This window comes from Pseudoalteromonas luteoviolacea DSM 6061 (assembly GCF_001625655.1).
In the GTDB taxonomy this organism is placed as follows: domain Bacteria; phylum Pseudomonadota; class Gammaproteobacteria; order Enterobacterales; family Alteromonadaceae; genus Pseudoalteromonas; species Pseudoalteromonas luteoviolacea.
In genome coordinates this window covers 1-24,561 of the sequence record NZ_AUYB01000024.1, presented here as the reverse complement: position 1 = coordinate 24,561, position 24,561 = coordinate 1, and the positions used below count along the sequence as shown (strand labels likewise).

The window sequence follows — 24,561 nt, the reverse complement described above, 5'->3', positions numbered from 1 at the left end:
TATGACAAATCAAATCGTGCTTGCCACCGGCAATCAAGGCAAGGTCAAAGAGCTAGGCTCTATGCTCGAGTCGCTTAATATTGAAGTACTGCCTCAAAGCCAATTTAATGTCTCTGATGTAGATGAAACTGGTACTACTTTCGTAGAAAACGCGATAATCAAAGCGCGCCATGCAGCCAAAGTAACCGGACTCCCAGCTATCGCTGATGATTCAGGTTTAGAAGTGGACGGCTTGCAAGGTGCACCCGGTGTTTATTCAGCACGCTATGCAGGTGCCAACGCGTCAGATCAAGACAATATAAATAAATTACTTGCCGACTTAGGTGACAGTGATTTACGTAGCGCTCGTTTTTGGTGTGTACTCGTATATATGCGACATGCTAATGACCCAACTCCTATTATTTGTCAGGCAAGCTGGGAAGGGGAAATTGCGCGAGAGCAACATGGTGAGCAAGGCTTCGGCTATGATCCTGTATTTTGGGTCAAATCACTCAAGCGCATGGCCGCAGAGCTAACCAAACAGGAAAAGAATGCGATTAGCCATAGAGGGCAAGCTTTGCAACAATTATTGACCCACTTTAAGAGCAAACCGTGAACCTCCCTCCTTTAAGTTTATATGTGCACGTACCATGGTGCGTGCAAAAATGTCCATATTGTGATTTCAATAGCCACAGCCAAAAAGGCACAATCCCAGAGCAAGAATATATTCAGCACTTATTGGACGATCTCAAAGCAGATTTACATTTGGTACAAGGGCGAAAACTGCGTAGTATTTTTGTCGGAGGAGGCACACCAAGCTTGCTCTCTGGTGACGCTTATATTTACCTTTTACAGCAAATCGAAGCTTTAATTGGGTTTGAAGATGATATAGAGATAACTCTAGAAGCGAACCCAGGAACCGTAGAAAGCGATCGCTTCAAACATTACGTCGCTGCTGGTATAAATCGAATTTCAATTGGCGTACAAAGCTTGCAAACCGACAAGCTTAAGGCATTAGGGCGTATCCATGGTGAAAAAGAGGCCATTAATGCAGCAGCAGAAGCACATGATGCTGGCTTAAACAGCTTCAATATGGATTTAATGCACGGTTTGCCCAATCAGTCATTAGATGATGCGATGAGTGATTTAAAGCGTGTTATAGAGCTCAACCCACCTCATCTTTCATGGTACCAATTGACGATAGAGCCCAATACACAATTTGCTTCCAAGCCACCTAAGTTACCAGAAGATGAAACTCTCTGGGCCATTCAAGAAGCTGGGCAAGCATTATTGAAAGAACATGGATATTTCCAATATGAAATTTCTGGTTATGCAAAGACCAACTATCAATGTAAACACAATCTTAATTACTGGCGTTTTGGTGACTATCTAGGTATTGGTTGTGGTGCACATGGCAAAATCACATTGCCAACACAAAATAAAATATTGCGTACCGTCAAAGTTAAACATCCCAGAGGCTATATGGATTTAACCAAGCCTTACCTCTACGATAGTTGGCATGTTGAGCCACAAGATAGACCTTTTGAGTTCTTTATGAATACATTTAGACTGTTGGAAGCGACTTCTAAGCAAGCATTTGTGGACTATACAGGACTTACATTGAAGGAAATAGAAAACCAACTTCACAAAGCCATTGAGTCAGGGTTAATAGAAGATCAGGGTGATTCATGGTTTGTAACAAATAAAGGGCATAGATATTTAAATGACCTGCTAGAATTGTTCGTTTAATTTAAGGTACATTAAAGCGATTTATACAATAATCAGTTTTTTATTGGTCTCACAATCATGTTGATGATTCGTCGCATCTCATATAATGGCCTACACTGAGCACATGAGTCTCAATATTAATAAAAGATAACCTCTTAATACAGAAAATAAAAAGGGTAAACCATGCGTAAACTTACCATTGTCGCTACAGCAATATCTGCAATATTGCTTGCAGGCTGTCAACAAACAGCTGAACAACCAAAACCAGTTTCAGCGGTTCAGCAAGTTGTTCAAAGTGAAGTAGAAAAAGCCAATGCTCTGTTTGAAGAATCATTCAACAGAAGCGTGATGCGCAGTCCAATTTATCAAACTTACCTTGGTATTAAGACTGACTATGACAAATGGGATGACCAATCTGAAGAAAGAGAGTTGGAAGACCTTGCCCTAACTAAAAAAGATTTAGTAGCTATCAATGCAATTGACCGCAGCAAGCTAGATGCCAACACGCAAGTAAGCTACGACCTATTCAAGCAAAGCCTTGAAAACACCATTGCTGATTTCCAGTGGCGTCACTATTCTTACCCTGTAAATCAAATGTATGGTACACACTCTATGGTACCTGCATTTCTTATCAACCAACACCAGATCACTGATGTAAAAGATGCAAAAGCATACATTTCACGCTTAAACGGTGTACCTAAACTATTTGATCAGCTAATTGAAGGGTTAGAAACTCGCGCTGATAAGGGCATAATCGCACCTAAATTTGTATTCCCTCACGTGATTGAATCAAGCAAAAATATCATCAAAGGTGCACCATTCGTTGCTGGTGATGATTCAGCGATTCTTGCAGACTTCAAACGCAAAGTTAATAAACTAGAGATCGCGCAAAATGAGAAAGACGCGCTTATCAGCGAAGTTACTTCCTCTCTAACATCAGCTGTAAAGCCAGCTTATAGCAAGCTGATCAACTATTTGCACAAGCTAGAGAAGCGCGCAGACAGCAGAGATGGCGTATGGAAGTTCAAAGACGGCGACAAGTTCTTTAACAACGCACTGAAACGCACTACGACTACTGATTTAACTGCGCAAGAAATTCATAAAATTGGTCTTCAAGAAGTCGCGCGTATTCATGACGAAATGCGTGAAATCAAAGAGAAAGTAGGCTTCAAGGGTGATCTAAAAGCCTTTATGCAGTTCATGCGTGACGACAAGCAATTTTATTTGCCAAATACAGAAGAAGGCAAAGCAAAATACTTAGCTGATGCAACAGCGATGATAGACAATATGAAGTCTCGCCTTGACGAGCTATTTATTGTAAAGCCAAAAGCAGACATGATTGTTAAACGTGTTGAAGCATTCCGAGAGAAAGCTGCTGGTAAAGCTTTCTATCAACAACCTTCTCCAGATGGTTCTCGTCCAGGTGTTTATTACGCAAACTTATATGACATGGAAGCAATGCCAACATACCAAATGGAAGCACTTGCTTACCATGAAGGTATTCCTGGTCACCACATGCAAATTGCGATTGCGCAAGAGCTAGAAAACATGCCTAAATTCCGTAAGTTTGGTCGTTACACTGCCTATGTAGAAGGTTGGGGGCTATATTCAGAATTAGTGCCAAAAGAAATGGGCTTGTATGAAGACCCTTATTCTGATTTTGGTCGCTTAGCAATGGAACTATGGCGTGCTTGTCGTCTGGTTGTAGACACAGGTATTCATGCGATGAAATGGACTCGCCAAGAAGGTATTGATTACTATGTAAACAACACGCCTAATGCGAAGTCTGACGCAGTTAAAATGGTTGAGCGCCATATCGTAATGCCAAGTCAAGCGACAGCGTATAAGATTGGTATGAACAAGATCATTGAGCTACGTGAAGACGCGAAGAAAGAACTTGGAAACAAGTTCGATATTCGCGAATTCCATGACGTCGTGCTAAAGAACGGTCCGGTACCACTAAATGTACTAGAGCAATTCGTGGATGAGTGGGTTGCAAGCAAACAAGGCTAGTGCTCCTCAAGCTTAAATGGCGTATTCGCCAAAATAATATGTAAGCAAGCCCCGCCATGTGCGGGGCTTTGTATTTTGACTTCCCCTTTAAGCTTTTGCGTCACTAAATTATAAATAATACTGAGCCCAAGCCCGATCCCGCCTTGGTTTCTTTGCGTTGTAATAAAGGGTTCAAAGATAACTGGCAGTAGCTCTTTATCAATGCCATTGCCATCGTCTTTGATATACACGTGAATATAGTCATTCACTACCAAAGCAGAAACGACAATATTTAAGGGTTTGTCTTCACATTTGCCATGCTGAATGCTGTTGTTCAGGCTATATGTCAGTATTTGAACGAATACATTCGGGTAACTACTCAGCATTAACCCTTCGGGGATCTCTAATTCAACATGATAGTTTGGCGCTTGTAGCTCATGCTGATAACAATCAAATACGCCCTCAACTAGAGTTTTTAAGTTGAACTCTTGAATGTCGTCATACTCTTGTTGAACAGAGACCTTTTTAAAATCATTTATTAAGGAGGCAGTTCTGTGTAAATTATTCTCCAATAAGTACAGTGCTGTTTCAGCTTCGCTAATTAGGTTAGTCAGCGTATGCTTTTGTAATTGCCCTGACTCCAGGTCTTTCTTCAAGGTTTCTACTTGCTCTTTCAATAACGACTGACTGGTAATAGCAACGCCCAAAGGCGTGTTAAGTTCATGAGCAAACCCACTCACCATATTTCCCAAACTCGCCATCTTTGCTTCTTCTATTAACCTTTGTTGTGCAGCAGTTAACCTATCCAGTAGAGTCTCTATAAATGCCAGTAGGTCATCCAGATAATGGGCTATCTGCGCAATCTCATCTTCCCCTTTTAGATCCACTCGCAATGAAAAGTCTTCATACTGAGCAACTTTTTTTAGAACACGGCTAATCGAAATAATATGATCAGAAATACGGCCATTGAGCACAAATAAAAGGAGCAAACTACAGCAGCTAATAAATACAATGATAGCCAAACAAGCCAACACTAATTGCTGTTTTTTTTCTAGCGACTGATTAAACAACTGTTTTGACACAACCTCAAAATGATCTCGGATAGACAATTTTAATTGATGTAGTTCAGCCCTGACACCTTGGCTATGATCCAACCCTTGACGTTTTAAGACGTTAATATAAGTATTAAAGCCCTGCTCATATTGGTTTAACGTAGATAACAACTGTGTAGACTTATCAGGAAACTGCACCGAAATCAGCGCCCTAGTCTTATTGAGTAGCTCGCTGTGCATTAACAAATAATTTGGGTCTAGCCGAAGTAAAAAGTCTTTTTCTCTGCGTCTAAGCTCTAGGATCAAAATCTCTAGATCTGGATGATTGGCTATTTTAGCAATATCCTGAAGTGCATGAGCTTGGCGACGAAAATTACCGTATACTCCTTCACTTTTATCGTAGCCCAACAGCGCCTGCATTGATGCGAGCTGTTCATACTTAAGGGTAAAGCGTTTTACCTCTTCGTCCAGCTTGAATAGCAGATCAAGGTTCCTTTGTTGCGAAACCAACATGTTTAACAACTGGCTAAAGCTGTCTTTATACGCAAACCGATGCTCTTCAATTGACTTTAAGCTCTCCCGCTGACGTTCAATAAGAAAGCGCTCTTCCTGATCTAGCAAACGCTGTATTTGTGTCTGTAACGTAAAAAGACGGTCGTTTAGCTCCCGAGTTTGCTGCAATTGAACATACATAACCCAGCTGACTATCATGATAACTAAAGCAGAACCGACGGCAGCCGTTTTAAAAAATAAAAGTGATTGTTTTAATTGCACAAAAATAACCCAAATTGTCTCTCGCCCCTAGTCAAGTTTAGTAGAGAATTATCAATCTAGCGTAAATAATTGGGACAAAAGAATACGGGAAATATCGAGGCAAACTCTAATATAGACATATGCATAGTGAAAGTTATGCATTGTGTATGTTTTATGAACAATTTTATAGTTACACTTGCCATCATCATATGGCGAAATATTGATGGGGAAAGTGATGGAAATCTTAGTGACTATAATTGTGTTATTACTACTGATTGTGCTCTCAGTAATCTATACAACATTTATATTTATATCCACACGCCATAAGGTCAGACTCGCAGACTCTATTATTTACATGATGAAATACAATGAACCAGTAAAGATAGATATTGAAACTCTTGAAGGCTTAAATTTGTCTCCAAAAGAAAAAGATTATTTAATCAGTATTCAAAAACAAGAAGTTAAACTATAAACCAACTTATAGCTATAAAAGCAAATACCGACATAGAGTTTTAGTCAGGAAGCCAATTAGATATCTGGAAGTAATAGAAAAACTAAGTATTTGTTTAGTAGGAGATAGTAGAAATAAAAAAGCCTCAGAAATAATTCTGAGGCTATAAAAAGTGGTACCAGTGGGCGGACTTGAACCGCCACGCCCGAAGGCAACGGATTTTGAATCCGTCATGTCTACCAATTCCATCACACTGGCATCATTTTTCTTTAATCTTCTAGCTTAGAGAAGATAAAGAAAAACCACTTTGAGCTTAGGCTTTTTTTATTTGCCCTCGTCTCTATGCCCTGCATTATACAAATATGTGACAGGCTCGCAAGCAGTTTTTTTGATAAAAGTGTTTAAGTGTTGGGTATTTGACCAAAATCATAAAATATATATGCTTTAATAAAGAAACTCAGAGATATTGTGTAAAATATTGGCCATATAGTTTTTATTGAGTTCCCCTATGACACCTTTTCCTCGTGCAGGATTTATACGCAGACTCGCATCATTAATTTATGATGCCCTTGTAGTGATCGCTTTTGCAATGTTAACGACCATAGTTTATCTGGCCTTGGTTCAAGGCATGATATCAATTGGTTGGTTTTCACTTAATGGACATGAAGATGTTACAGCATTGATCCAAGCGACTCCCGCACTATACTTTTTACGCTCATTACTCCTTATCACTGTATCGGTCGTATTCTTCGCCTACTTTTGGACTAAGAGCGGTCAAACAATCGGTATGAGAGCATGGCGTTTAAAAGTGCAGCGTAACGATGGAAAGTTACTCAACTGGCCACAAGCTGTTGCAAGAAGTTTAACCGCCCTGCTCGGACTGGGGAACCTTACAGTCATTCTTGATAGAAAAAATAAGCGAGCATTACAAGATTTGATATGCAAAACCGAGGTCGTCTTGCTAAGTAAAGAAGAAAATAAAAAGGTCTACGATAGCCTAGACGACTAATATATTGTCACAATAAAAAAGGCGCCTAGGCGCCTTTTTTATTGTCTGCGTTGTAAGAAGTACATTGCCAGCATTGTAAAAATGATGCTTGGCATAATGGCTCCAACAAATGGTGGTATCTGATAAACCATTACAATTGGACCAAATACTTCATTACTGAGGTGGAATATCAACCCCGTTACTACACCCATAATAATTCTAGCCCCCATACTCACCGAGCGCAGTGGCCCAAATATAAATGATAAAGCAACCAACAACATCACCGCTATCGTGATCGGCTGCATCACCTTTCGCCAAAGCGCCAACTCATAATTACTGGTGTCTTGCTCATTCTGCTCAAGGTAATTTAAATATGAAAGCAACCCACTGAAAGACATAGACTCCGGTTCATAAGATGCAACACCGAGCCTATCTATCGTCAACTGTGACTCATATACGCGAGACTGCGCGTACAAAGTACTGACTTGCTGATCTGAAATTTGTACTTCTTCCACTGCTTTTAATTGCCATCCTTCATTAGAAGGAATAGCTGACTGAGCTCGGGTTATATGTTGTAGGCTTAAATCATCATCAAAGTGGTAGATATTGACATCAGTTAACTCGCCAGATTTTTCCACATTTGCAATATTGATGAAGTTATTGCCATCCTTTGCCCAGACCCCTTTCTGCGCATCATAAACATCTCCGCCGTAAATTGCCTGATTTCGAAGCTGTTTAGCAGTGCGCTCTGCTTCTGGTGCACCCCACTCACCTAAAGCCATCATGGAAATCGCCAGCACTATCGCCGTTTTCATTACAGAGCCGATGATCTGCAGTCGAGACATACCAGCAGCTTGCATTACAACCAACTCACTGCTCGATGCCAATGCCCCCAACCCTGTCAGTCCGCCAATTAAAGCAGCCATTGGAAAAAATACCACAATGTCACTTGGGACACTGTACAGAGTGAATAGTAGGGCATCAGTTACTTCATAAGTTCCGCGCCCTACAGAGCGAAGCTGTTCAATAAATTTAATTAGTGTATTGATACCAACAAATACTAACAGTGCAAAGCTTGTGGTTTGTAAAATGCTTCGCCCTAAATACCAATCAAGTGTTTTCATCATGCCGTGACCTCCCTTCTTTTCAGAATCGACCTGAGCCAAACACCAAAAGGGCGGCCTTTTACAATTAGGTAAGCACCAATAAACAGCACGCTTAAATGGATCCACCACAAACCAATAGAAGGAGGTATTTTACTCTCCGCTACGAGGTATTTACCTGCATTCAAAAGAATAAAATAGCCTAGATATATACCAATTGCCGGAACAAGTTTTGCGAATTTGCCCTGTCTAGGGTTTACAACACTTAATGGTACAGCCAACAACGTTAGTAAAATAATTGAAATCGGCGTTGCAATACGTAGCTGCAACTGTGCGGCTGCTTCTGGTGTATCCAGCTCTAGTAAACGAGATGAAGGCAAGTCTTCAAGCTCTCTTCGCCTGCGCTCAATCTCTTGTTCTTGAATTTGTACCTGATAGCTACCAAATTCGGTCTTATTTAAAGCTTGGCTAAAACCGTCGGTTTCGTATCGTTTGCCGTCTTTGAGAACAAGCTGCTGCTCTCCAGAGTCACCATCCACTACTTCGCCCTGCTGAGCATAAACAATACGTGCCGCATGATTGGATTCTTTTTCAGGTAATTGAGCAACGAACACTTTATTAAGTACAGTGCCTTGGTCACTGGTATTATGGATAAATACCACCGCCTTTTCATTGCCAGTTTGTTGGAAGCGACCAGCTCGTAACTGAGTTAAACCGGACTCAGCATTTGCTTGTTCACGTAACTGATTTTGCTTTTCACCAGCCCAAGGAGCTGCATATAAACTGATAAAAGCCGCAAACAAGGCCATCGCCAAGCTAGAAGCAAGTGTGACTCTAACCACATACCACTCACTCACACCACACGCTTTCAACACGGTCATTTCACTGTCAGCATAGATCCGGCTATACGCCAAAATTATGCCCAAAAAAACACTTAACGGCAGTATATATACAGCCAGCTTTGGCAGGTTCAGCGCCAAAAAGGACAATACAAGTTTTCCTGGAATTCCGCCGCCCGAAGCCTCTGCTAGTATTTTAACAAATTTTTGCGAGAGAAAAATTGTCATCAAGGTAAGGAAAACGGCGACCTGCGATTTTAAAACTTCAGCAGTTAAATATCGAAAAATTAGCAATGTTCGCCCCTATAAAACGTCTCATTTCACTGGAATAGTAGGAAATTTTGAGTAAACTGGTTATTTTAGTCACTTTATTATATGCCATCAAAATCAAATATCCTACTAGTGCGGGTGCACTAAAGTAACTTAGTTAACTTGATGTAATTTGGCATTTAAAGTTGAAAATGGCATAACTTAGACTCAGGAGTCGTAATGGAATTCAGCGTTAAAAGTGGTAGTCCAGAGAAGCAACGCAGCGCGTGTATTGTTGTTGGGGTGTATGAGCCACGTCGTTTATCGCCGGTTGGTGAGCAGCTGGATAAAATAAGCGAAGGCTATATTTCCAATTTATTACGTCGTGGTGACCTAGAAGGTAAACCAGGACAAGTTTTATTACTTCATCATGTGCCAAACGTTTTAAGTGAACGTGTTTTATTGGTTGGCTGTGGTAAAGAAAGAGAGCTTGATGACAAGCAATACAAGCAAATCATTTCAAAAACCATTAATACACTTAATGAAACAGGCTCTATGGAAGCCGTTTGCTTTTTAACAGAGCAACACGTAAAAGGCAGAGACACTTACTGGAAAGTTCGTCAAGCTGTAGAAACAACGCAAGACTGCTTGTATACGTTTAACCAGTTGAAGAGCAAAAAAAGTGAAGCGAGACGCCCACTACGTAAAATCGTCTTCAATGTACCAACTCGCAGAGAACTGACAATTGGCGAAAGTGCCATTGAGCATGGCCTCGCTATCGCTGCTGGTGCAAAACTCTGTAAAGACGTCGCGAATATGCCACCTAATATTTGTAACCCTCGTTACTTAGGTGAGCAAGCAGAGCTACTAACTAAAGAATTTGATAACGTCACCGTAAACCTAGTTGGCGAAAAAGAAATGGAAGAGCTTGGTATGCATTCATACTTGGCTGTTGGCCGAGGTAGCGAGAATGAATCTGTTATGTCAGTGATCCATTATAATGGCGCATCTGATAAACAAGCCCCTATTGTTTTCGTTGGTAAAGGCCTCACTTTCGATTCAGGTGGTATTTCATTAAAACCAGGCGAAGGCATGGACGAAATGAAATATGATATGGGTGGCGCAGCGGGTGTTTTAGGCTTGATGCGTGCGGTTGTACAAATGCAATTGCCACTTAATGTGATTGGAGTTTTGGCTGGATGTGAAAATATGCCAAGTAGTCGCGCATACCGCCCAGGTGATATTTTAACGACTATGTCAGGCCAAACTGTTGAGGTATTAAACACAGATGCAGAAGGTCGTTTGGTACTATGTGATGCTCTTACATACGTAGAAGCCTTTGAACCAGATACGGTTGTAGATGTGGCAACTTTAACGGGGGCATGTATCGTTGCATTGGGCCACCATGCCTCAGGCTTGCTGTCTAACCACAACCCTCTAGCACACGACTTACTTAAAGCTTCTGAACAAAGTGGTGATCGAGCATGGCAGTTGCCATTATGGGATGACTACCAAGAGCAATTAAAGAGTCCTTTTGCTGACTTCACTAATCTCGGTGGTAAAGCTGCTGGAACTATTACTGCGGCCTGCTTCCTATCGAAATTTACTAAAAAGTACAATTGGGCACACATTGATGTTGCTGGAACAGCCTGGCGAAGCGGTGCAAATAAAGGCGCAACAGGTAGGCCAGTGCCAATGCTGATGCAGTATTTGCTAAACCGTGCAAATATCACTGAAGGTATGCAAGATTAATAAAAAAGAGCAATATTGAGTCCAAGTGCTAATTAACTTAGCTCAAGTGCGACTCTAGATTGATGATAGCCGTATTCTGTGTCAGAATGCGGCTTTATTTTGAACGCTGAATTAAGGCAAAGCAAAACACGTAGAGCCGACAATTCAAGACTGAATATAAGTCACATGCCATGTCAATCAATGCACGCTTTTTTGTGTTAAAGCATGACCATGAGCCCAATCAGCAAGTCTCGGCTCATTTTGATCTTGCGGCACGCAGTGCTGCTAAACTGTACCGTGCTGGGCAACGCGTGTTTATTTACGTAGACAACGTTGAAGATGCCCATGCCATTGACGAATATTTGTGGCAGTTCGATGCAGAAAGCTTCGTACCGCACAATTTACAAGGTGAGGGCCCAAAAGGTGGAGCACCTGTGGAAATTGGACAAATGCCACCAGTAGGAAGGCGCACGACACTGATCAACCTCGCCACACATATCCCGGATTTTGTCCGACGATTTGAGCAGGTTTATGACTTTGTTCCAGTGGAGTCACACGCCAAACAGGCTGCACGGGAAAGGTTCAAACAACTTCGCGCTATAGGCGCTAATATTTCAACAAAAGAAATTGATAATTAAAGTATTTTTAAAGGTTCTGTGTAATGGATAAAACCTATAATCCACAAGATATTGAACAGTCACTATATCAAGACTGGGAAGAAAATGGCTACTTTAAGCCTTCTGGACAAGGCGACGCTTACTCAATCATGATACCGCCACCAAACGTCACAGGTAGCCTGCACATGGGCCACGCGTTCCAAGATACCATCATGGATACGCTAACGCGCTACCAGCGTATGAAAGGTAAAAATACTTTATGGCAAGTCGGTACTGACCATGCGGGTATTGCAACACAAATGGTTGTTGAGCGTAAACTTGCTGCTGAAGAAGGTAAAACAAGGCATGACTTAGGCCGTGATGATTTTATCGACCGTATTTGGCAATGGAAAAATGAGTCTGGTGGCACAATCACTAAACAATTGCGCCGTCTAGGTGCATCTGTAGATTGGGATCGTGAACGCTTCACAATGGACGAAGGCTTATCTGAAGCCGTAAAAGAAGTATTTGTTCGCCTGTACAAAGAAGATTTAATTTATCGAGGTAAGCGCCTGGTAAACTGGGATCCAAAGCTTCACACAGCTATCTCAGATCTGGAAGTAGAAAACAAAGATAAGCAAGGCCATATGTGGAACTTGCGCTATCCTCTAGCTGATGGCGTAAAAACAAAAGATGGTAAAGATTACATCATTGTGGCGACCACGCGCCCGGAAACCATGCTTGGTGACACTGGTGTTGCAGTTAACCCAGATGATGAGCGCTACCAAGATCTGATCGGCAAAGAGATTTTACTGCCTATCGTTAACCGCCGTATTCCGATCGTTGCTGATGAACATGCAGACATGGAAAAGGGCACTGGCTGTGTAAAAATTACGCCTGCTCATGACTTTAACGATAACGAAGTAGGTAAGCGCCACCAGCTACCTATGATCAATGTATTCAATAAAGATGCCGCTGTGCTGGCACAAGGTGAAAGTTACACCTTTGACGGTAAAGAGCTATCTTTAGATGCACCAATTCCAGAGCGCTTCCACGGCTTAGATCGCTTTGATGCACGCAAACTAATCATTGAAGAGTTTGAACAAGCGGGTCTTCTAGAGAAAATCGATGACCATAGTTTAACTGTACCTTATGGTGACCGTTCAGGTGTTGTAATCGAACCGCTTTTAACAGATCAATGGTATGTAAGAGTTGCACCTCTGGCTGAGCCGGCTATCAAGGCTGTTGAAGACGGTGACATTCAATTTGTACCAAAGCAGTACGAAAACATGTATTTCTCTTGGATGCGCGACATTCAAGATTGGTGTATTTCACGCCAACTTTGGTGGGGACACCGTATCCCGGCTTGGTATGACGCTGAAGGCAATGTATATGTGGGTCGTGACGAAGCTGAAGTACGTAAAGACAATAACTTAAGTGATGACGTTTCACTTACACAAGACGACGATGTATTGGATACTTGGTTTTCTTCTGCACTGTGGACATTCTCAACACAAGGTTGGCCTGAAAACACAGAAGACTTAAAAGTTTTCCACCCATCTGACGTACTTGTTACCGGGTTTGACATCATCTTCTTCTGGGTTGCCCGCATGATCATGATGACCATGCACTTCGTTAAAAATGACGATGGCACTCCACAGGTACCATTCAAAACGGTCTATGTGACTGGCCTTATCCGCGATGAAAATGGCGATAAGATGTCTAAGTCTAAGGGTAACGTACTAGATCCGCTTGATATGATTGATGGTATTGATCTAGAAAGCCTTGTGACAAAACGCACCGGTAACATGATGCAGCCTCAATTGGCTAAGAAAATTGAGAAAAACACGCGTAAGACATTCGCTGATGGTATTGAAGCCCACGGTACTGATGCATTAAGGTTTACACTTGCAGCTATGGCGTCTACAGGTCGAGATATCAATTGGGATATGAACCGACTTGAAGGTTACCGTAACTTCTGTAATAAGCTATGGAACGCAAGCCGTTATGTACTTATGAATACAGAAGACCAAGATTGTGGCTTCAATGATGCTCCTAAACAGTACTCGCTTGCAGACCGCTGGATCTTGGGCCAATTCCAAAACACAGTAAATACATTCACAGAGCACTTGGATAATTACCGCTTTGACTTAGCAGCGAATACGATTTACGAATTTACATGGAATCAATTCTGTGACTGGTACCTAGAATTAACCAAACCAGTATTATTCAAAGGTGACGAGATACAGCAACGTGGTACACGTCATACACTGATCACAGTATTGGAAGGCTTGCTTCGTCTAATGCACCCGCTGATGCCATACATCACTGAAACCATTTGGAAACGTGTAGCACCACTTGCAGGGATTGAAGCAAATACTATTATGTTGCAAGCTTTCCCTCAGTTCGATGCTTCATTTGTCGATGAGCAAGCTATGGCCGATTTAGAATGGGTAAAACAATTCATTCTAGCTATACGTAACATTCGTGGTGAAATGGATATCAGTCCGAATAAACCACTGGGTGTATTACTAGCCAACGTAAGCGAACAAGACCAACGAAGACTGGATGACAACAAAGCTTTCTTGAGCTCTTTGGCTAAGCTTGAAGAGTTCACGGTTCTAGCAAATAAAGATGATGCACCGGCGTCTGCAACAGCCTTTATTGGTGACTTAGAGATCATGATCCCTATGGCGGGCCTCATCGATGTTGATGCGGAACTTGCGCGTATCGCCAAGCAGCTAGAAAAAGCCGAAAAGGGATTAGCGCAGGTTGAGAAAAAGTTAGCGAACGAGAAGTTTGTGAACAACGCTCCAGCTGCCGTACTAGAAAAAGAGAAAGAAAAATTAGCTGAGTTCAGTGATGCGAAAGCTAAGCTACTTGAGCAAAAAGCGAAGATTGAATCTCTTTAATCGAATCTAGAAACTAAACACTATAAACCACGGTCATTGGCCGTGGTTTTTTATTTGTATTCCAGAAGTCTTAAAGTTTGGCGCAGAAATTTAGGGTACCTAGTTGTTTAAAGTCTAGAGAGAGGGAATTACAAATAGTTGAGGGATGAATCAACTTTTCCCCTAGATAAAGCTTTCTACACCTAGGGAAAAAGTGCTCTCAGTGCTTGATAAAGCACTTTATTATGAATATATAAATTTTAAGTCTGATAACTATAGTTGCTCAAATAAGCTGTCAGTACTTAAGCCTTCATGTTGTAAAATATCTTTAAGGCGGCGCAACGCTTCAACTTGAATTTGTCGCACACGCTCGCGTGTCAAACCAATCTCTCGACCGACATCTTCTAGCGTGGAAGGCTCGTAGCCGAGTAAACCAAACCTACGTGCGAGTACTTCTCTCTGCTTAGGATTAAGTTCCCCTAACCAATCAACTATGTGGCGATTAATATCTTTATTTTGTACTTCACTTTCAGGCTCATAACCGCGTTCATCTGCAATGATATCGAGAAGAGCTTTATCGTTGTCACCACCGATAGGCGTGTCAACAGAAGTGATTTTTTCATTAAGACGAAGCATCTTGCTGACATCTTCAACAGGTTTGTCGAGACACTCTGCAATTTCTTCGGCTGTAGGTTCATGATCAAGCTTTTGCGTAAGTTCTCTTGCAGTTCTGAGATATACGTTTAGCTCTTTCACAACATGTATGGGTAAACGAATTGTTCTAGTTTGATTCATTATCGCCCGCTCGATGGTTTGTCGAATCCACCACGTTGCATAAGTCGAGAATCTAAAACCTCGTTCAGGGTCAAATTTTTCAACTGCCCTTATCAAACCTAAGTTACCTTCTTCGATAAGATCGAGCAGTGCGAGCCCACGATTGTTGTAACGGCGTGCAATTTTAACAACTAAACGCAAGTTACTTTCAATCATCCTCTTACGTGAAGCTTCACACCCCTGTAGGGCTTTACGCGCAAAATAAACTTCTTCTTCTGCACTAAGTAAAGGAGAGAAACCAATCTCGCCGAGGTATAACTGAGTTGCGTCTAAATTTTTTACTGAATCGTCTTTCGCAAAGAGCTCTTCTTCGTTATCAATATCTTCAAGAAGCTCCTCATTAGGACCGTCCTCAGAATCAACACCGCTAAATTTATCGTCTAATTCCGGGTTCACTTTACTTTTCTGTTTTGCTGTTTGAGCCATAAGCATCCTCCCAAGCGAATAAGTGATAGTGTTCCATCAATACGTCGATACGCTATTTTCTGGGCAGATACCTCATTGGGTCTACTGACTTTCCTCGATATCTTACTTCAAAACGCAACGCAACCGAGCTCGAGTCCGAATTCCCCATTTCGGCAATCTTCTGCCCCACTTTAACCTGCTGCTGCTCTCTTACTAGCAATTTGGAATTGTGGGCATATGCGCTAAGATAATCATCTGTATGCTTTAAAATGATTAAATTGCCATAGCCTCTTAATGCACTCCCTGCATAAACAACAATGCCGTTTGCCGCAGCTTTTATCGATGTCCCTGTTTTGTTAGTGATCTGTATTCCCTTGTAGCCATTTTCTTTTATAGAAAAGCGTCTTGTAACTTTACCTACTGCGGGCCAATTCCAACGTACCTTTTTATTCAACAAAGTACTGGTGTCATTGGTTTTTTTATTGGCTTGCTTTTGAACATACTCTCGTTGCGAAGGGGGATCAAGCTCTTTTTTCGACAACTTGTTATTTAAAGGTTTATTATTTGTATTGTTTTTGATTTTAGATGATGAAACTTTGTTCGATTTATTTGCTTTTTTAGGATAGGTCAATAATATTGTCTGACCTGGATAAATCGTATAGGGAGGCTTAATATTATTGATTTTGGCAACTGTGCGCACATCTTTACTTGCACTGAATGCAATGGCAAACAATGTGTCACCCTTTTTGACCTTATAGCGATTATTTTTAATATGAATTTTTTTTGACGAAGTTGTCTTACCTTTGCTCAAGTTAACTACCGGAGCAGGTTTATGAACCGAGGTACAAGCACCTAAAGTAAGACAGAGTAAGCCTATCGTAATGCTGTTTATTTGTCTCACCCTTACACCACCAAAATCCATAGTCGAGTTTGTTACTAGCTTTATAAATAACTAAGAAAAGTCAAATTTATCAGGGTTAATAATATTTTTCTTCATTTATTTTAAGTAATTGGCCCAGCCACTAAAGGGACAAACCGCACCGGTGCTAAGGCCTTTTGAGTGATAGTACCTTGATGGTTCACAAACAAGGTAAGCGTTTGCTCTTCTACACCAAGCGGGATCACCATGGCACCACCATCAGCCAGTTGAGCAAGCAATGCTTCAGGAACAACTGACGCAGCTGCAGTTACAATAATACCATCAAATGGCGCTTTTGATTGCCAGCCTTGCCAACCGTCCCCGTGCTTCATGGAGACATTATACAGATCCAATTGATGTAGACGCCTTTTGGCTTGCCACTGCAACGTTTTAATTCGCTCTATGCTGAACACATTGTCAAATAGCTTGGCAAGCACCGCAGTTTGATACCCTGAACCAGTACCAACTTCTAGGACATTGCTCGTAACGCCCAACTCCCTTAACACTTCTGTCATTTTAGCGACAATGTAAGGCTGAGAAATAGTTTGTCCTTGACCAATTGGTAAAGCCGTATTCTCATAGGACTTATGTTGCAATATATCGTCTACAAACAAGTGGCGTGGTATTTGAGCAATACTTTGCAATACAGACTCATCCTGTATTCCTGCTGCTTTTAAGTTTGCAGCGAGCTTATCTGCACTGCGTTGATAATTATTGAGCAATGCGCTTTACTCCTGCTCAGAAAGCCATGTAGCTAGGCTATCAATGCTATCGTGCGCCGTCATATCTACTGTCAATGGAGTGATTGATGCATAACCTTGGTTAACAGCAAAAAAGTCAGTTCCTTCACCGGCGTCACTCTCGGAGCCAAGAGAGCCATACCAAAATATATCTCGATTCCAGGGGTCTCTTTGCTTTGTCATTGTATCTGCTTTATGACGCGCCCCAAGCCGCGTAACCTTCATACCTTTTAATTCAGGCAGCGGAATATCTGGCACATTAATATTAATGATTTGGTCTTTCGGTAACGGATGGCTACCAAGAGCTTTGATAATTTTGACAGTAACCGCAGCAGCCGTTTCGTAATGCGCTTCTTTTTTTGAGCAAAGGGATACTGCAATAGCTGGTAACCCTAAATGGCGCCCCTCAGTCGCCGCAGCAACAGTGCCTGAATATAAGGTATCATCTCCAAGGTTCGCACCATTATTAATACCAGCAACAACTAAATCAGGCGCACAGTCCATTAATTGATTAACACCCAGATGTACACAATCTGTAGGCGTTCCATTGATTGATATAAAACCATTGTCTAATTCAGTTGTTCGCAGCGGGTTTAGAAGCGTCAAAGAGTTACTTGCGCCGCTGCAATTTCGATCTGGAGCAACCACAGTTACTTCAGCAAATTCACTTAAAGCTCTGTATAAAACTTCAATTCCCTTTGCATTCACACCATCATCATTACTCAATAAGATTTTCACTCGTCCACATCTCCGGTATTGTGTTTATCCGCCAAACTCACGTCTTTGTGATTAATTAGCTCTCTGAGTACAGAAGTCGCATAACAGCCCTTTGGTAATTCAAAAGTTAACTTAATCACATTATCCTGCATTGATTCTAACTTTAGTTCTTTAGGGATAACGCGTAAGCTACGCCGCTCATTTTTCAATCCTAAACCAGCTAACCCTTGATGCCAACTGTCAAACTCTCTCAACCACTCTCGCTCAACATTGGTGAGCCCCTTTTCTCCTTTGCCAACCAATGGTGCTGATAGCAAGATATCTTCTCGATTTAAGCGCTCGACAATATCATCGTTTAAATCATCTTCAAAAAAGGCATTGCTCCCTGCCAGTAGAAATACTTCTCTGTGCCAAGTTTTTGCTAGCCCATGTTCTTTTACTCGCCTAGATACTATTTGATTAAACAGATGAGAGCGAGCTGCCGAAATAATGATACCTCGCAACTTTTTATCGCGAATAAACTCACCATCAAACATCCGCTGTGCCATGACAAGGTTATGACCATCATGCCCAAACCGCTGCTCAGCGAAGTAGTTAGGAACTCCTTGACGCACAGCGTTAATACGTGACAAAACATCTAAAGGCTCAGTCACATTGCGCAAAGTGATAATAAAGCGGTTACCTCGATGGCATCCAGTTCTAAGCTTGCGGTTGTGTCTAATTTGTTTAATTACCACAATAGAGTCGCTGTTCAGCTTAGAAAACTCCACTTGCGTTTTAATTGGTACTGGCACACTAAACCATTGAGTACACACTCCATGGCGGTCCTTTAAGCCCGCATAACTAACATCCCTTGGAGAAACCCCAGCCAACTGGGCAATTTTTTTTGCAACAAATGCGGTGTTTTCACCACGTTTAATAATCTGCAAACAAACGTGCTCACCTTCACCGGTAAAGTCGATATCTAAGACTTCATCGACGACAAAGTCTTCAGGGGAGCGCTTAAAGTCACCGTCAGAAAGTGGCTTACCATATAGATAGTTTAAAGAAGAGATTGCTTCAATCACACACTACACCTTGAACAGTAAAACAACGGCGTGGCTAGAGATCCCTTCTTTACGTCCCTCAAAGCCAAGCTTTTCAGTGGTTGTCGCTTTCACATTGACTTGGCCAAGCTCGACTTCACAATCTGCTGCTAAATTCGCGCGCATAGCATCAATATGAGGACGCATTTTAGGGGCTTGTGCCACTATCGTTACATCAAGATTACCAACTCGGTAGCCTAGCTCGTTAACCTGAGTCATAACGCGACGTAACAAAATACGGCTATCAATATTCTCAAATTCATTGTCCGTGTCGGGAAAATGCTTACCAATATCTCCCAGAGCCAAAGCGCCTAATAATGCATCGCACAGAGCATGTACTGCTACATCACCGTCCGAATGAGCGATAAAACCTTGCTGATACTCTATTTTTTCGCCACAAATTACCAAAGGCCCTTGACCGCCAAATTTATGTACGTCAAAACCATGACCAATTCTAAACATATTAACTACTCTTCTGTTGCTGGCTCATCAGAAAGCATGCCAAAGCATGATCTTCTGGTGTAGTAATTTTAATATTATCAGAGCGCCCCTCCACCAACCTCACCGGCTTACCTTGAAGCTCTATAGCTGAGGCCTCATCGGTGATTATGGCGCCTGATTTCAAAGCGGTATCTAGCGCATGTAAAAGTTCTTCAAAGATAAAAAGTTGTGGTGTCAACGCTTGCCAAAGCTGATCACGAGGTACCGTCTCTTCACTATATTGCCCACCTCTTTTTATGGTATCTTTTACTTTACTCGCAAGAATTCCACCTTCTCCTGCAGATAAACAATGTGCTATTAATTTCTCGATATCTTTGGGTTCAACAAGGGGTCTTGCAGCATCGTGTACAAGAACCCACTTAGGTGGATTGGCGGACATGGCTTTGAGTGCATTCAATACCGAGTCAGCACGCTCCTTCCCCCCATCAACACGAGACAACCCTAAATGTTCAATGTCTAGCTCAGGGAAGTAAGCATCGTCTTTGCTTATTGCCACAAATGTATGATCAATTTGTTTCACACCTGCAAGCTTTTCAAGCGTGTGCTCAAGTATCGTTTTATCATTAATTTTTAAGTACTGTTTGGGGTGGTTCAGCCCCATTCTTGCACCAACACCAGCCGCCGGAACCACTGCTGCGATTGAAATAGATTTATTCATTTTGTTTCTTTGGTAATACACGAATGAAGGTTTCGTTAGGTTTGATCATACCAAGTTCATGTCTGGCTCGCTCTTCGACGCCTTCTAAACCTAGCTTTAGATCTTCAATATCTGCCTTTAGTAATTTATTTCTTTTGAGCAGTTCTGCATTCATTTCTTGGTGCTTGCTAACGGTTTCAGTTAGTCGCCGATAATCTTGCAAGCCATTATGACCAAACCAGAGTTTGTATTGAATGTAGACACACAGACAAAACAGCGCAAGTTGGAATAAACGCATAATTCAATATCCTAGAGTATGGACTGTGTAGTCATGTCGCCTAAATGCGATTATAAACCTGACACTATTTTCTTTTTCGTCACATTGGGCCAGTTAATACTACTTGCTAAAAGCATTTCCCTTAACCCAAGCAATCTTGGTGTTGTTATTTTATGATAATGCCAACGGTGTCCACAACAGGCAGCTGTCATTAAAGCTTTATTTGGCTTCAAAAGCATAGAGCGCTCGGAGTCTTGACTTAACCCAGAGAAGTCAAACCAACCAAACTCATTGCAATGTACTTTTTGTGACTTCACTTGATCGATCATATCAATATATATACCCGACTCATGCTGTTCTTCTAGCAAAATGGGAACGACCAGGCCAACGGTTGCACTTGTATGGTAATATTTGTGTATGACCGCAGGATCTTGCAAAGGTTTCCTTTTTTGGGCAGCAACCCAGCACCCGTTATGGCTGTCTAACTCGAGTGGCACTTCACCGAGTACAATATGCGTAGCGGCTCTTTCAACATAAAAAGGCAAGCTTTTTAAGATACGCTTCAAGCGCTCGGGATCCGGCTCGCTCACCAAGTTGTTTATTTCTCTGGTGTAAAATACATTAACAAGCTCTGCAAAGATAAGCCTAGAAGCTTCATCTTGCCAGATCGTTGTTTGCTGCCTGCTTGATTGGTATTCTTCCAAAGCTCCTCCTTAGAGAAGATTTTATAACACGCCATGGCAACTAAATACAGCCAATCTGACAAAATTACAAAGCAATTTCAGCGCTAATTTCCTTTAGGGCGTTGACCCAACTTAGCCTCACCAGACTCTAAAAACTGTACTGCTGCATCGCGCTTTTTACCCAATAAAAGGCTACCATCCACTAAAAACATAAAATTTTGCCAACAACGTTTGAAGACACCAAATTGAGTTTCTATTACGTGGTCACGCGAGAGGCAAAAATAGACAGTGGTATTGTCCTCCCAATTAAGATACTCACAGATTGGTTCAGGTAACTGCTCGACACCCTCTTCCCACGCTTGCTCCCAATCAACTACTTCTTCCCAGTTATCTTCTTTTCCAGCCCAATCATTTGGCGTAAAAAAGTCTGGATGATCTTGCTCTCGACTAACCATGGTGCTCCATAGTACTGCTGCGCGTTGGGCTGTCATAGGTTTAATCTGATCCAAGTCAGACTCTGCAATAGGCAAATCTTTGTGGCGAAAAACCCATGCTTTCTTGAAATCGCTTAGCGCAATATAATTCATGTATTAAAACCTTATCTCATAGATAAACGAGCATACTGACTCGTTTTTGAATAAATCAATTATACCCAGTCACATGAGGACACAACAATGCCTAACGAACTTAAAAAAGGGATCTACCGTCATTACAAAGGAAAAGAATATAGGGTGCTATTTGTAGCAACCCACAGTGAAAGCGAAGAAGCACTTGTTATATATCAAACCCTATACGGAGACTTTGGACATTGGGCAAGACCGCTCAACATGTTTGTCGAAGAAGTCATTGTTGATGGTAAAACCCAACCTAGATTTCAATATCTACGAGAAGAATGATATTTGATAGTAAAATTAAAAATGTGGCAAACTGGTAGCATTATCACATCAGACCACAATAAAAAATGTTCAAAGGCACCGATAAATATATAGCAACAAAAGCACTGCAACAGGCGGTTAATGCTGCCATTCTCTTAGAAAAACCATTGCTAATAAAGGGGGAGCCCGGAACAGGAAAAACGCTGTTAGCAGAAGAGCTTGCACAAAGTTTGGATACCGAATTAATTCAATGGCACATAAAGTCTACGACCAAAGCCCAGCAAGGACTCTATGAATATGATGCAGTTTCTCGATTGCGAGATAGCCAGCTAGGTGATGAGCGAGTTCATGACGTAAACAACTACATCATTAAAGGCAAGTTGTGGCAGGCATTTTGTGCGGATAAGCGCCCGGTTTTATTGATCGACGAAATAGATAAAGCCGATATCGAGTTTCCAAACGATTTGTTACTTGAACTGGATAAAATGGAGTTTCATGTTTATGAAACACAACAACAAGTCAAAGCCGATATTAGGCCCATTGTCATCATCACCTCAAACAATGAGAAGGAATTACCTGATGCATTTTTGCGTAGATGCTTTTTCCACTATATAGATTTCCCTTCTCCATTGGAGATGAAAGCAATTGTCGATGTTCATTTTCCAAACATAAAATCACAGTTACTCACAGAAGCTCTAGAAGTGTTTTTTAATTTACGAGACACTCGCGGCCTGAAGAAGAAGCCTAGTACCAGTGAATTATTAGATTGGTTAAAGTTATTACTTGCTGAAGAAATTGACACAAAAACATTGCACGACAAATCCCATCAAGGTGGCCTTATGCCACTGTTTGGCGCGTTATTAAAAAATGAGCAAGATGTCACTCTGATAGAAAAACTCGCTTTTATGAGTAAAAGATAATGCTCATTGAGTTTCTGTTTACTTTAAGGCGACATGGGATCAAAGCAAGCCTAAGAGAATTGCTAGATTGTCTAACGGCGCTAGAAAAGGGACTTTGCTTTGGCAGCCTCGAAGACTTTTATACGCTCAGCAAAGTGATATTTGTCAAAGATGAGACTTTATTTGATAAGTTTGACCGAGCGTTTGCCGACTATTTCCAGGGCGTTGAACAAATTGACTTAGCAAACGCTCTGCAACAACAAGCTTTACCTTCAGACTGGTTGAGAAAAGAATTCGAGAAGCACCTTAGTGAAGCTGAAAAGGCTAAGCTCAAAGCCTTAGGGGGCCTAGATAAACTCATGGAGACGCTAAAAAGGCGCCTGGAGGAACAACAAAAAAGGCATGCTGGTGGTAATAAATGGATAGGCACAGGCGGCACATCGCCCTTTGGCGCATATGGTTACAACCCGGAAGGGGTTCGAATAGGTCAGCATGAGAGCCGCCATCGAAAGGCTGTGAAAGTATGGGATAAGAGGCAATATAAGAATCTAGACAAAGATGCTGACCTTAGCAGCCGAAATATGAAGCTAGCTATCAAGCAGCTGAGGAAATTTGCTCGCAGTCATGAAAGCGAAGAACTTGATTTAAACAACACCATTGAAGCGACTGCTAAACAGGGGGGGTTGCTAGACGTTAAAATGGCACCGCAGCGACATAACGCCATCAGTGTACTGATGTTATTTGATATCGGTGGTTCAATGGACGACCATATCCAAATTTGCGAACAGCTTTTCAGTGCTGCCCATTCAGAGTTTAAACACTTAGAGTTCTACTATTTTCATAATTGTGTGTATGAGCATGTCTGGCAAGACAATGAACGATTAAACGATTCTATGCTCGATACCTATCAACTCATCAATAAATTTGGTAAAGATTATCGATTAATATTTGTCGGTGATGCAACCATGGGGCCTTATGAAATTACCTACCCTAGTGGTAGTGTTGAACATTGGAATCAAGAGCCGGGTAGCGCATGGTTGCAACGCCTTACCGAGCACTTTGACAAAGTTGCTTGGCTAAATCCACAGCCGAAAGAGTATTGGCATTATTACCAGTCGATAGAACAAATTGACAGATTGATGGAAAAACGGATGTACCCACTCACACTCGAAGGCATCTCCCAAGCGGTTAAAACCCTAACATAGTGAATGATTGGCTTTTAAAAAAGGATATAATTAACCCTTGCAGTAACACCTCATACTATAACCTCTGCTCTTTCGCGTCGCTAATCAAAAGCCTAACGTTCTGTTGTTGGGGAAGTGAAACCACTTACTTTCCTAACTACCGCCTTCACCCAACTTTCACATGGACGAAATGAAACCGAAGAAATGCTTCGCAGTTCATTGAGATGAGCGCATGGATGCGCGATGGGACTCAGCTTCAGGGGTGAATTAAGTGCAAAAGGCTAGCGACAGCGAACAAAGTGAGTGCGCTATTTTTGCGCAAGATAGGTGCAGAACGAAGTGAGAGTCCTCTTTTTGCGTAAGGGTGACGAATGACCGAAACAAAGTTTCGCAGCATGAGGAAGTGAGCGCATGGATGCGCGATGAGACCCTGCTTTATCGTGCGAAAGGTTT

The 24,561-nt window shown here is 41.7% G+C and carries 23 protein-coding genes and 1 tRNA gene; 10 read left to right on the top strand and 14 right to left on the bottom strand.

Annotation, left to right across the window (positions count from 1 at the left end; translation table 11 throughout):
- Position 1: 1 nt before the first annotated feature.
- The 3 genes from N475_RS01370 (at position 2) to N475_RS01360 (ending at position 3,720) form a co-directional block, all read left to right on the top strand.
- Positions 2–595, top strand: a complete 594-nt coding sequence (locus N475_RS01370) for an XTP/dITP diphosphatase (RefSeq protein WP_063359436.1) — start codon at positions 2–4, stop codon at positions 593–595.
- Positions 592–1,728: a radical SAM family heme chaperone HemW gene (gene hemW / locus N475_RS01365; RefSeq protein ID WP_063364560.1), complete on the top strand. Its 1,137-nt coding sequence runs from the start codon at positions 592–594 to the stop codon at positions 1,726–1,728. The genes N475_RS01370 and hemW overlap by 4 nt, the downstream gene beginning before the upstream one ends.
- A gap of 162 nt (positions 1,729–1,890) precedes the next feature.
- Positions 1,891–3,720, top strand: a complete 1,830-nt coding sequence (locus N475_RS01360; protein ID WP_063359438.1) for a DUF885 domain-containing protein — start codon at positions 1,891–1,893, stop codon at positions 3,718–3,720.
- On the opposite strand, the gene N475_RS01355 is transcribed toward N475_RS01360, so the two are convergent.
- Positions 3,717–5,525: a sensor histidine kinase gene (locus N475_RS01355; RefSeq protein ID WP_063359439.1), complete on the bottom strand. Its 1,809-nt coding sequence runs from the start codon at positions 5,523–5,525 to the stop codon at positions 3,717–3,719. The genes N475_RS01360 and N475_RS01355 overlap by 4 nt on opposite strands.
- Positions 5,526–6,128: 603 nt before the next feature.
- Positions 6,129–6,213: transfer RNA gene (locus N475_RS01345), tRNA-Leu, on the bottom strand.
- Between the two features lie 250 nt (positions 6,214–6,463).
- Here N475_RS01345 and N475_RS01340 point away from each other — a divergent pair.
- Positions 6,464–6,964: an RDD family protein gene (locus tag N475_RS01340; protein ID WP_063359441.1), complete on the top strand. Its 501-nt coding sequence runs from the start codon at positions 6,464–6,466 to the stop codon at positions 6,962–6,964.
- 38 nt (positions 6,965–7,002) lie between these two features.
- Here the strand turns inward: N475_RS01340 and lptG are convergent, their stop codons facing one another.
- A complete protein-coding gene (gene lptG, locus N475_RS01335; RefSeq protein WP_063359442.1) occupies positions 7,003–8,070 on the bottom strand; it encodes an LPS export ABC transporter permease LptG in 1,068 nt (355 codons plus the stop codon).
- Entirely contained in the window at positions 8,067–9,179 is a 1,113-nt protein-coding gene (gene lptF / locus N475_RS01330) for an LPS export ABC transporter permease LptF (protein ID WP_063359443.1), read from the bottom strand. The genes lptG and lptF overlap by 4 nt, the downstream gene beginning before the upstream one ends.
- 195 nt (positions 9,180–9,374) lie before the next feature.
- Here lptF and pepA point away from each other — a divergent pair, with 195 nt between their 5' ends.
- From pepA to N475_RS01315, 3 genes are all read left to right on the top strand, one after another.
- Positions 9,375–10,886: a leucyl aminopeptidase gene (gene pepA / locus N475_RS01325; RefSeq protein ID WP_063359444.1), complete on the top strand. Its 1,512-nt coding sequence runs from the start codon at positions 9,375–9,377 to the stop codon at positions 10,884–10,886.
- 170 nt (positions 10,887–11,056) lie between these two features.
- The gene (locus N475_RS01320; protein WP_063359445.1) at positions 11,057–11,503 is read left to right on the top strand and encodes a DNA polymerase III subunit chi; all 447 of its coding nucleotides are present in this window, start codon (positions 11,057–11,059) and stop codon (positions 11,501–11,503) included.
- A 23-nt stretch (positions 11,504–11,526) separates the two neighbouring features.
- Positions 11,527–14,373 (top strand): valine--tRNA ligase, encoded by a 2,847-nt coding sequence (locus N475_RS01315; RefSeq protein ID WP_063359446.1) that lies wholly within the window; start codon positions 11,527–11,529, stop codon positions 14,371–14,373.
- A 252-nt stretch (positions 14,374–14,625) separates the two neighbouring features.
- On the opposite strand, the gene rpoS is transcribed toward N475_RS01315, so the two are convergent.
- The 10 genes from rpoS to N475_RS01265 form a co-directional block, all read right to left on the bottom strand.
- On the bottom strand, positions 14,626–15,612 hold the full coding sequence (gene rpoS, locus N475_RS01310; RefSeq protein ID WP_063364559.1) for an RNA polymerase sigma factor RpoS: 987 nt from the start codon (positions 15,610–15,612) through the stop codon (positions 14,626–14,628).
- A 52-nt stretch (positions 15,613–15,664) separates the two neighbouring features.
- Positions 15,665–16,513 carry a peptidoglycan DD-metalloendopeptidase family protein gene (locus tag N475_RS01305; protein WP_081216108.1) on the bottom strand — a complete coding sequence of 283 codons (849 nt, stop codon included), beginning with the start codon at positions 16,511–16,513 and terminating at the stop codon, positions 15,665–15,667.
- Positions 16,514–16,593: 80 nt separating this feature from the next.
- Positions 16,594–17,232: a protein-L-isoaspartate(D-aspartate) O-methyltransferase gene (locus N475_RS01300; RefSeq protein WP_063359447.1), complete on the bottom strand. Its 639-nt coding sequence runs from the start codon at positions 17,230–17,232 to the stop codon at positions 16,594–16,596.
- Between the two features lie 6 nt (positions 17,233–17,238).
- The gene (gene surE / locus N475_RS01295) at positions 17,239–17,988 is read right to left on the bottom strand and encodes a 5'/3'-nucleotidase SurE (RefSeq protein ID WP_063359448.1); all 750 of its coding nucleotides are present in this window, start codon (positions 17,986–17,988) and stop codon (positions 17,239–17,241) included.
- Complete coding sequence (gene truD / locus N475_RS01290) at positions 17,985–19,022, bottom strand: tRNA pseudouridine(13) synthase TruD (RefSeq protein ID WP_063359468.1); 1,038 nt, start codon at positions 19,020–19,022, stop codon at positions 17,985–17,987. Before truD ends, surE begins: the two co-directional genes overlap by 4 nt.
- Positions 19,023–19,037: 15 nt before the next feature.
- The gene (ispF, locus tag N475_RS01285; protein WP_063359449.1) at positions 19,038–19,514 is read right to left on the bottom strand and encodes a 2-C-methyl-D-erythritol 2,4-cyclodiphosphate synthase; all 477 of its coding nucleotides are present in this window, start codon (positions 19,512–19,514) and stop codon (positions 19,038–19,040) included.
- 1 nt (position 19,515) lies between these two features.
- On the bottom strand, positions 19,516–20,211 hold the full coding sequence (ispD, locus tag N475_RS01280; RefSeq protein ID WP_063359450.1) for a 2-C-methyl-D-erythritol 4-phosphate cytidylyltransferase: 696 nt from the start codon (positions 20,209–20,211) through the stop codon (positions 19,516–19,518).
- A complete protein-coding gene (gene ftsB / locus N475_RS01275; RefSeq protein ID WP_063359451.1) occupies positions 20,204–20,488 on the bottom strand; it encodes a cell division protein FtsB in 285 nt (94 codons plus the stop codon). Before ftsB ends, ispD begins: the two co-directional genes overlap by 8 nt.
- A 50-nt stretch (positions 20,489–20,538) precedes the next feature.
- Positions 20,539–21,171: a hypothetical protein gene (locus N475_RS01270; protein WP_063359452.1), complete on the bottom strand. Its 633-nt coding sequence runs from the start codon at positions 21,169–21,171 to the stop codon at positions 20,539–20,541.
- Between the two features lie 83 nt (positions 21,172–21,254).
- Positions 21,255–21,737 (bottom strand): DUF2947 domain-containing protein, encoded by a 483-nt coding sequence (locus tag N475_RS01265; protein ID WP_063364558.1) that lies wholly within the window; start codon positions 21,735–21,737, stop codon positions 21,255–21,257.
- An 87-nt stretch (positions 21,738–21,824) separates the two neighbouring features.
- Between N475_RS01265 and N475_RS01260 the strand changes: the two genes are divergently transcribed.
- The 3 genes from N475_RS01260 to N475_RS01250 all read left to right on the top strand — a co-directional run bounded on the left by N475_RS01260 (position 21,825) and on the right by N475_RS01250 (position 24,129).
- The gene (locus N475_RS01260; protein WP_063359454.1) at positions 21,825–22,046 is read left to right on the top strand and encodes a DUF1653 domain-containing protein; all 222 of its coding nucleotides are present in this window, start codon (positions 21,825–21,827) and stop codon (positions 22,044–22,046) included.
- Between the two features lie 65 nt (positions 22,047–22,111).
- A complete protein-coding gene (locus tag N475_RS01255; RefSeq protein ID WP_063359455.1) occupies positions 22,112–22,945 on the top strand; it encodes an AAA family ATPase in 834 nt (277 codons plus the stop codon).
- Positions 22,945–24,129 (top strand): vWA domain-containing protein, encoded by a 1,185-nt coding sequence (locus tag N475_RS01250; protein ID WP_063364557.1) that lies wholly within the window; start codon positions 22,945–22,947, stop codon positions 24,127–24,129. The genes N475_RS01255 and N475_RS01250 overlap by 1 nt, the downstream gene beginning before the upstream one ends.
- The last annotated feature ends 432 nt before the right edge of the window (positions 24,130–24,561 follow it).

What these genes read in the sequence shown, in the direction of transcription:
- N475_RS01370 (WP_063359436.1), top strand. Translation starts at nt 2, where the DNA reads ATGACAAATCAAATCGTGCTTGCCACCGGCAATCAAGGCAAGGTCAAA.
- N475_RS01360 (WP_063359438.1), top strand. Translation starts at nt 1,891, where the DNA reads ATGCGTAAACTTACCATTGTCGCTACAGCAATATCTGCAATATTGCTT.
- N475_RS01340 (WP_063359441.1), top strand. Translation starts at nt 6,464, where the DNA reads ATGACACCTTTTCCTCGTGCAGGATTTATACGCAGACTCGCATCATTA.
- lptG (WP_063359442.1), bottom strand. Translation starts at nt 8,070, where the DNA reads ATGATGAAAACACTTGATTGGTATTTAGGGCGAAGCATTTTACAAACC.
- pepA (WP_063359444.1), top strand. Translation starts at nt 9,375, where the DNA reads ATGGAATTCAGCGTTAAAAGTGGTAGTCCAGAGAAGCAACGCAGCGCG.
- N475_RS01320 (WP_063359445.1), top strand. Translation starts at nt 11,057, where the DNA reads ATGTCAATCAATGCACGCTTTTTTGTGTTAAAGCATGACCATGAGCCC.
- N475_RS01315 (WP_063359446.1), top strand. Translation starts at nt 11,527, where the DNA reads ATGGATAAAACCTATAATCCACAAGATATTGAACAGTCACTATATCAA.
- rpoS (WP_063364559.1), bottom strand. Translation starts at nt 15,612, where the DNA reads ATGGCTCAAACAGCAAAACAGAAAAGTAAAGTGAACCCGGAATTAGAC.
- N475_RS01305 (WP_081216108.1), bottom strand. Translation starts at nt 16,513, where the DNA reads ATGGATTTTGGTGGTGTAAGGGTGAGACAAATAAACAGCATTACGATA.
- ispF (WP_063359449.1), bottom strand. Translation starts at nt 19,514, where the DNA reads ATGTTTAGAATTGGTCATGGTTTTGACGTACATAAATTTGGCGGTCAA.
- ispD (WP_063359450.1), bottom strand. Translation starts at nt 20,211, where the DNA reads ATGAATAAATCTATTTCAATCGCAGCAGTGGTTCCGGCGGCTGGTGTT.
- ftsB (WP_063359451.1), bottom strand. Translation starts at nt 20,488, where the DNA reads ATGCGTTTATTCCAACTTGCGCTGTTTTGTCTGTGTGTCTACATTCAA.
- N475_RS01265 (WP_063364558.1), bottom strand. Translation starts at nt 21,737, where the DNA reads ATGAATTATATTGCGCTAAGCGATTTCAAGAAAGCATGGGTTTTTCGC.
- N475_RS01260 (WP_063359454.1), top strand. Translation starts at nt 21,825, where the DNA reads ATGCCTAACGAACTTAAAAAAGGGATCTACCGTCATTACAAAGGAAAA.
- N475_RS01255 (WP_063359455.1), top strand. Translation starts at nt 22,112, where the DNA reads ATGTTCAAAGGCACCGATAAATATATAGCAACAAAAGCACTGCAACAG.
- N475_RS01250 (WP_063364557.1), top strand. Translation starts at nt 22,945, where the DNA reads ATGCTCATTGAGTTTCTGTTTACTTTAAGGCGACATGGGATCAAAGCA.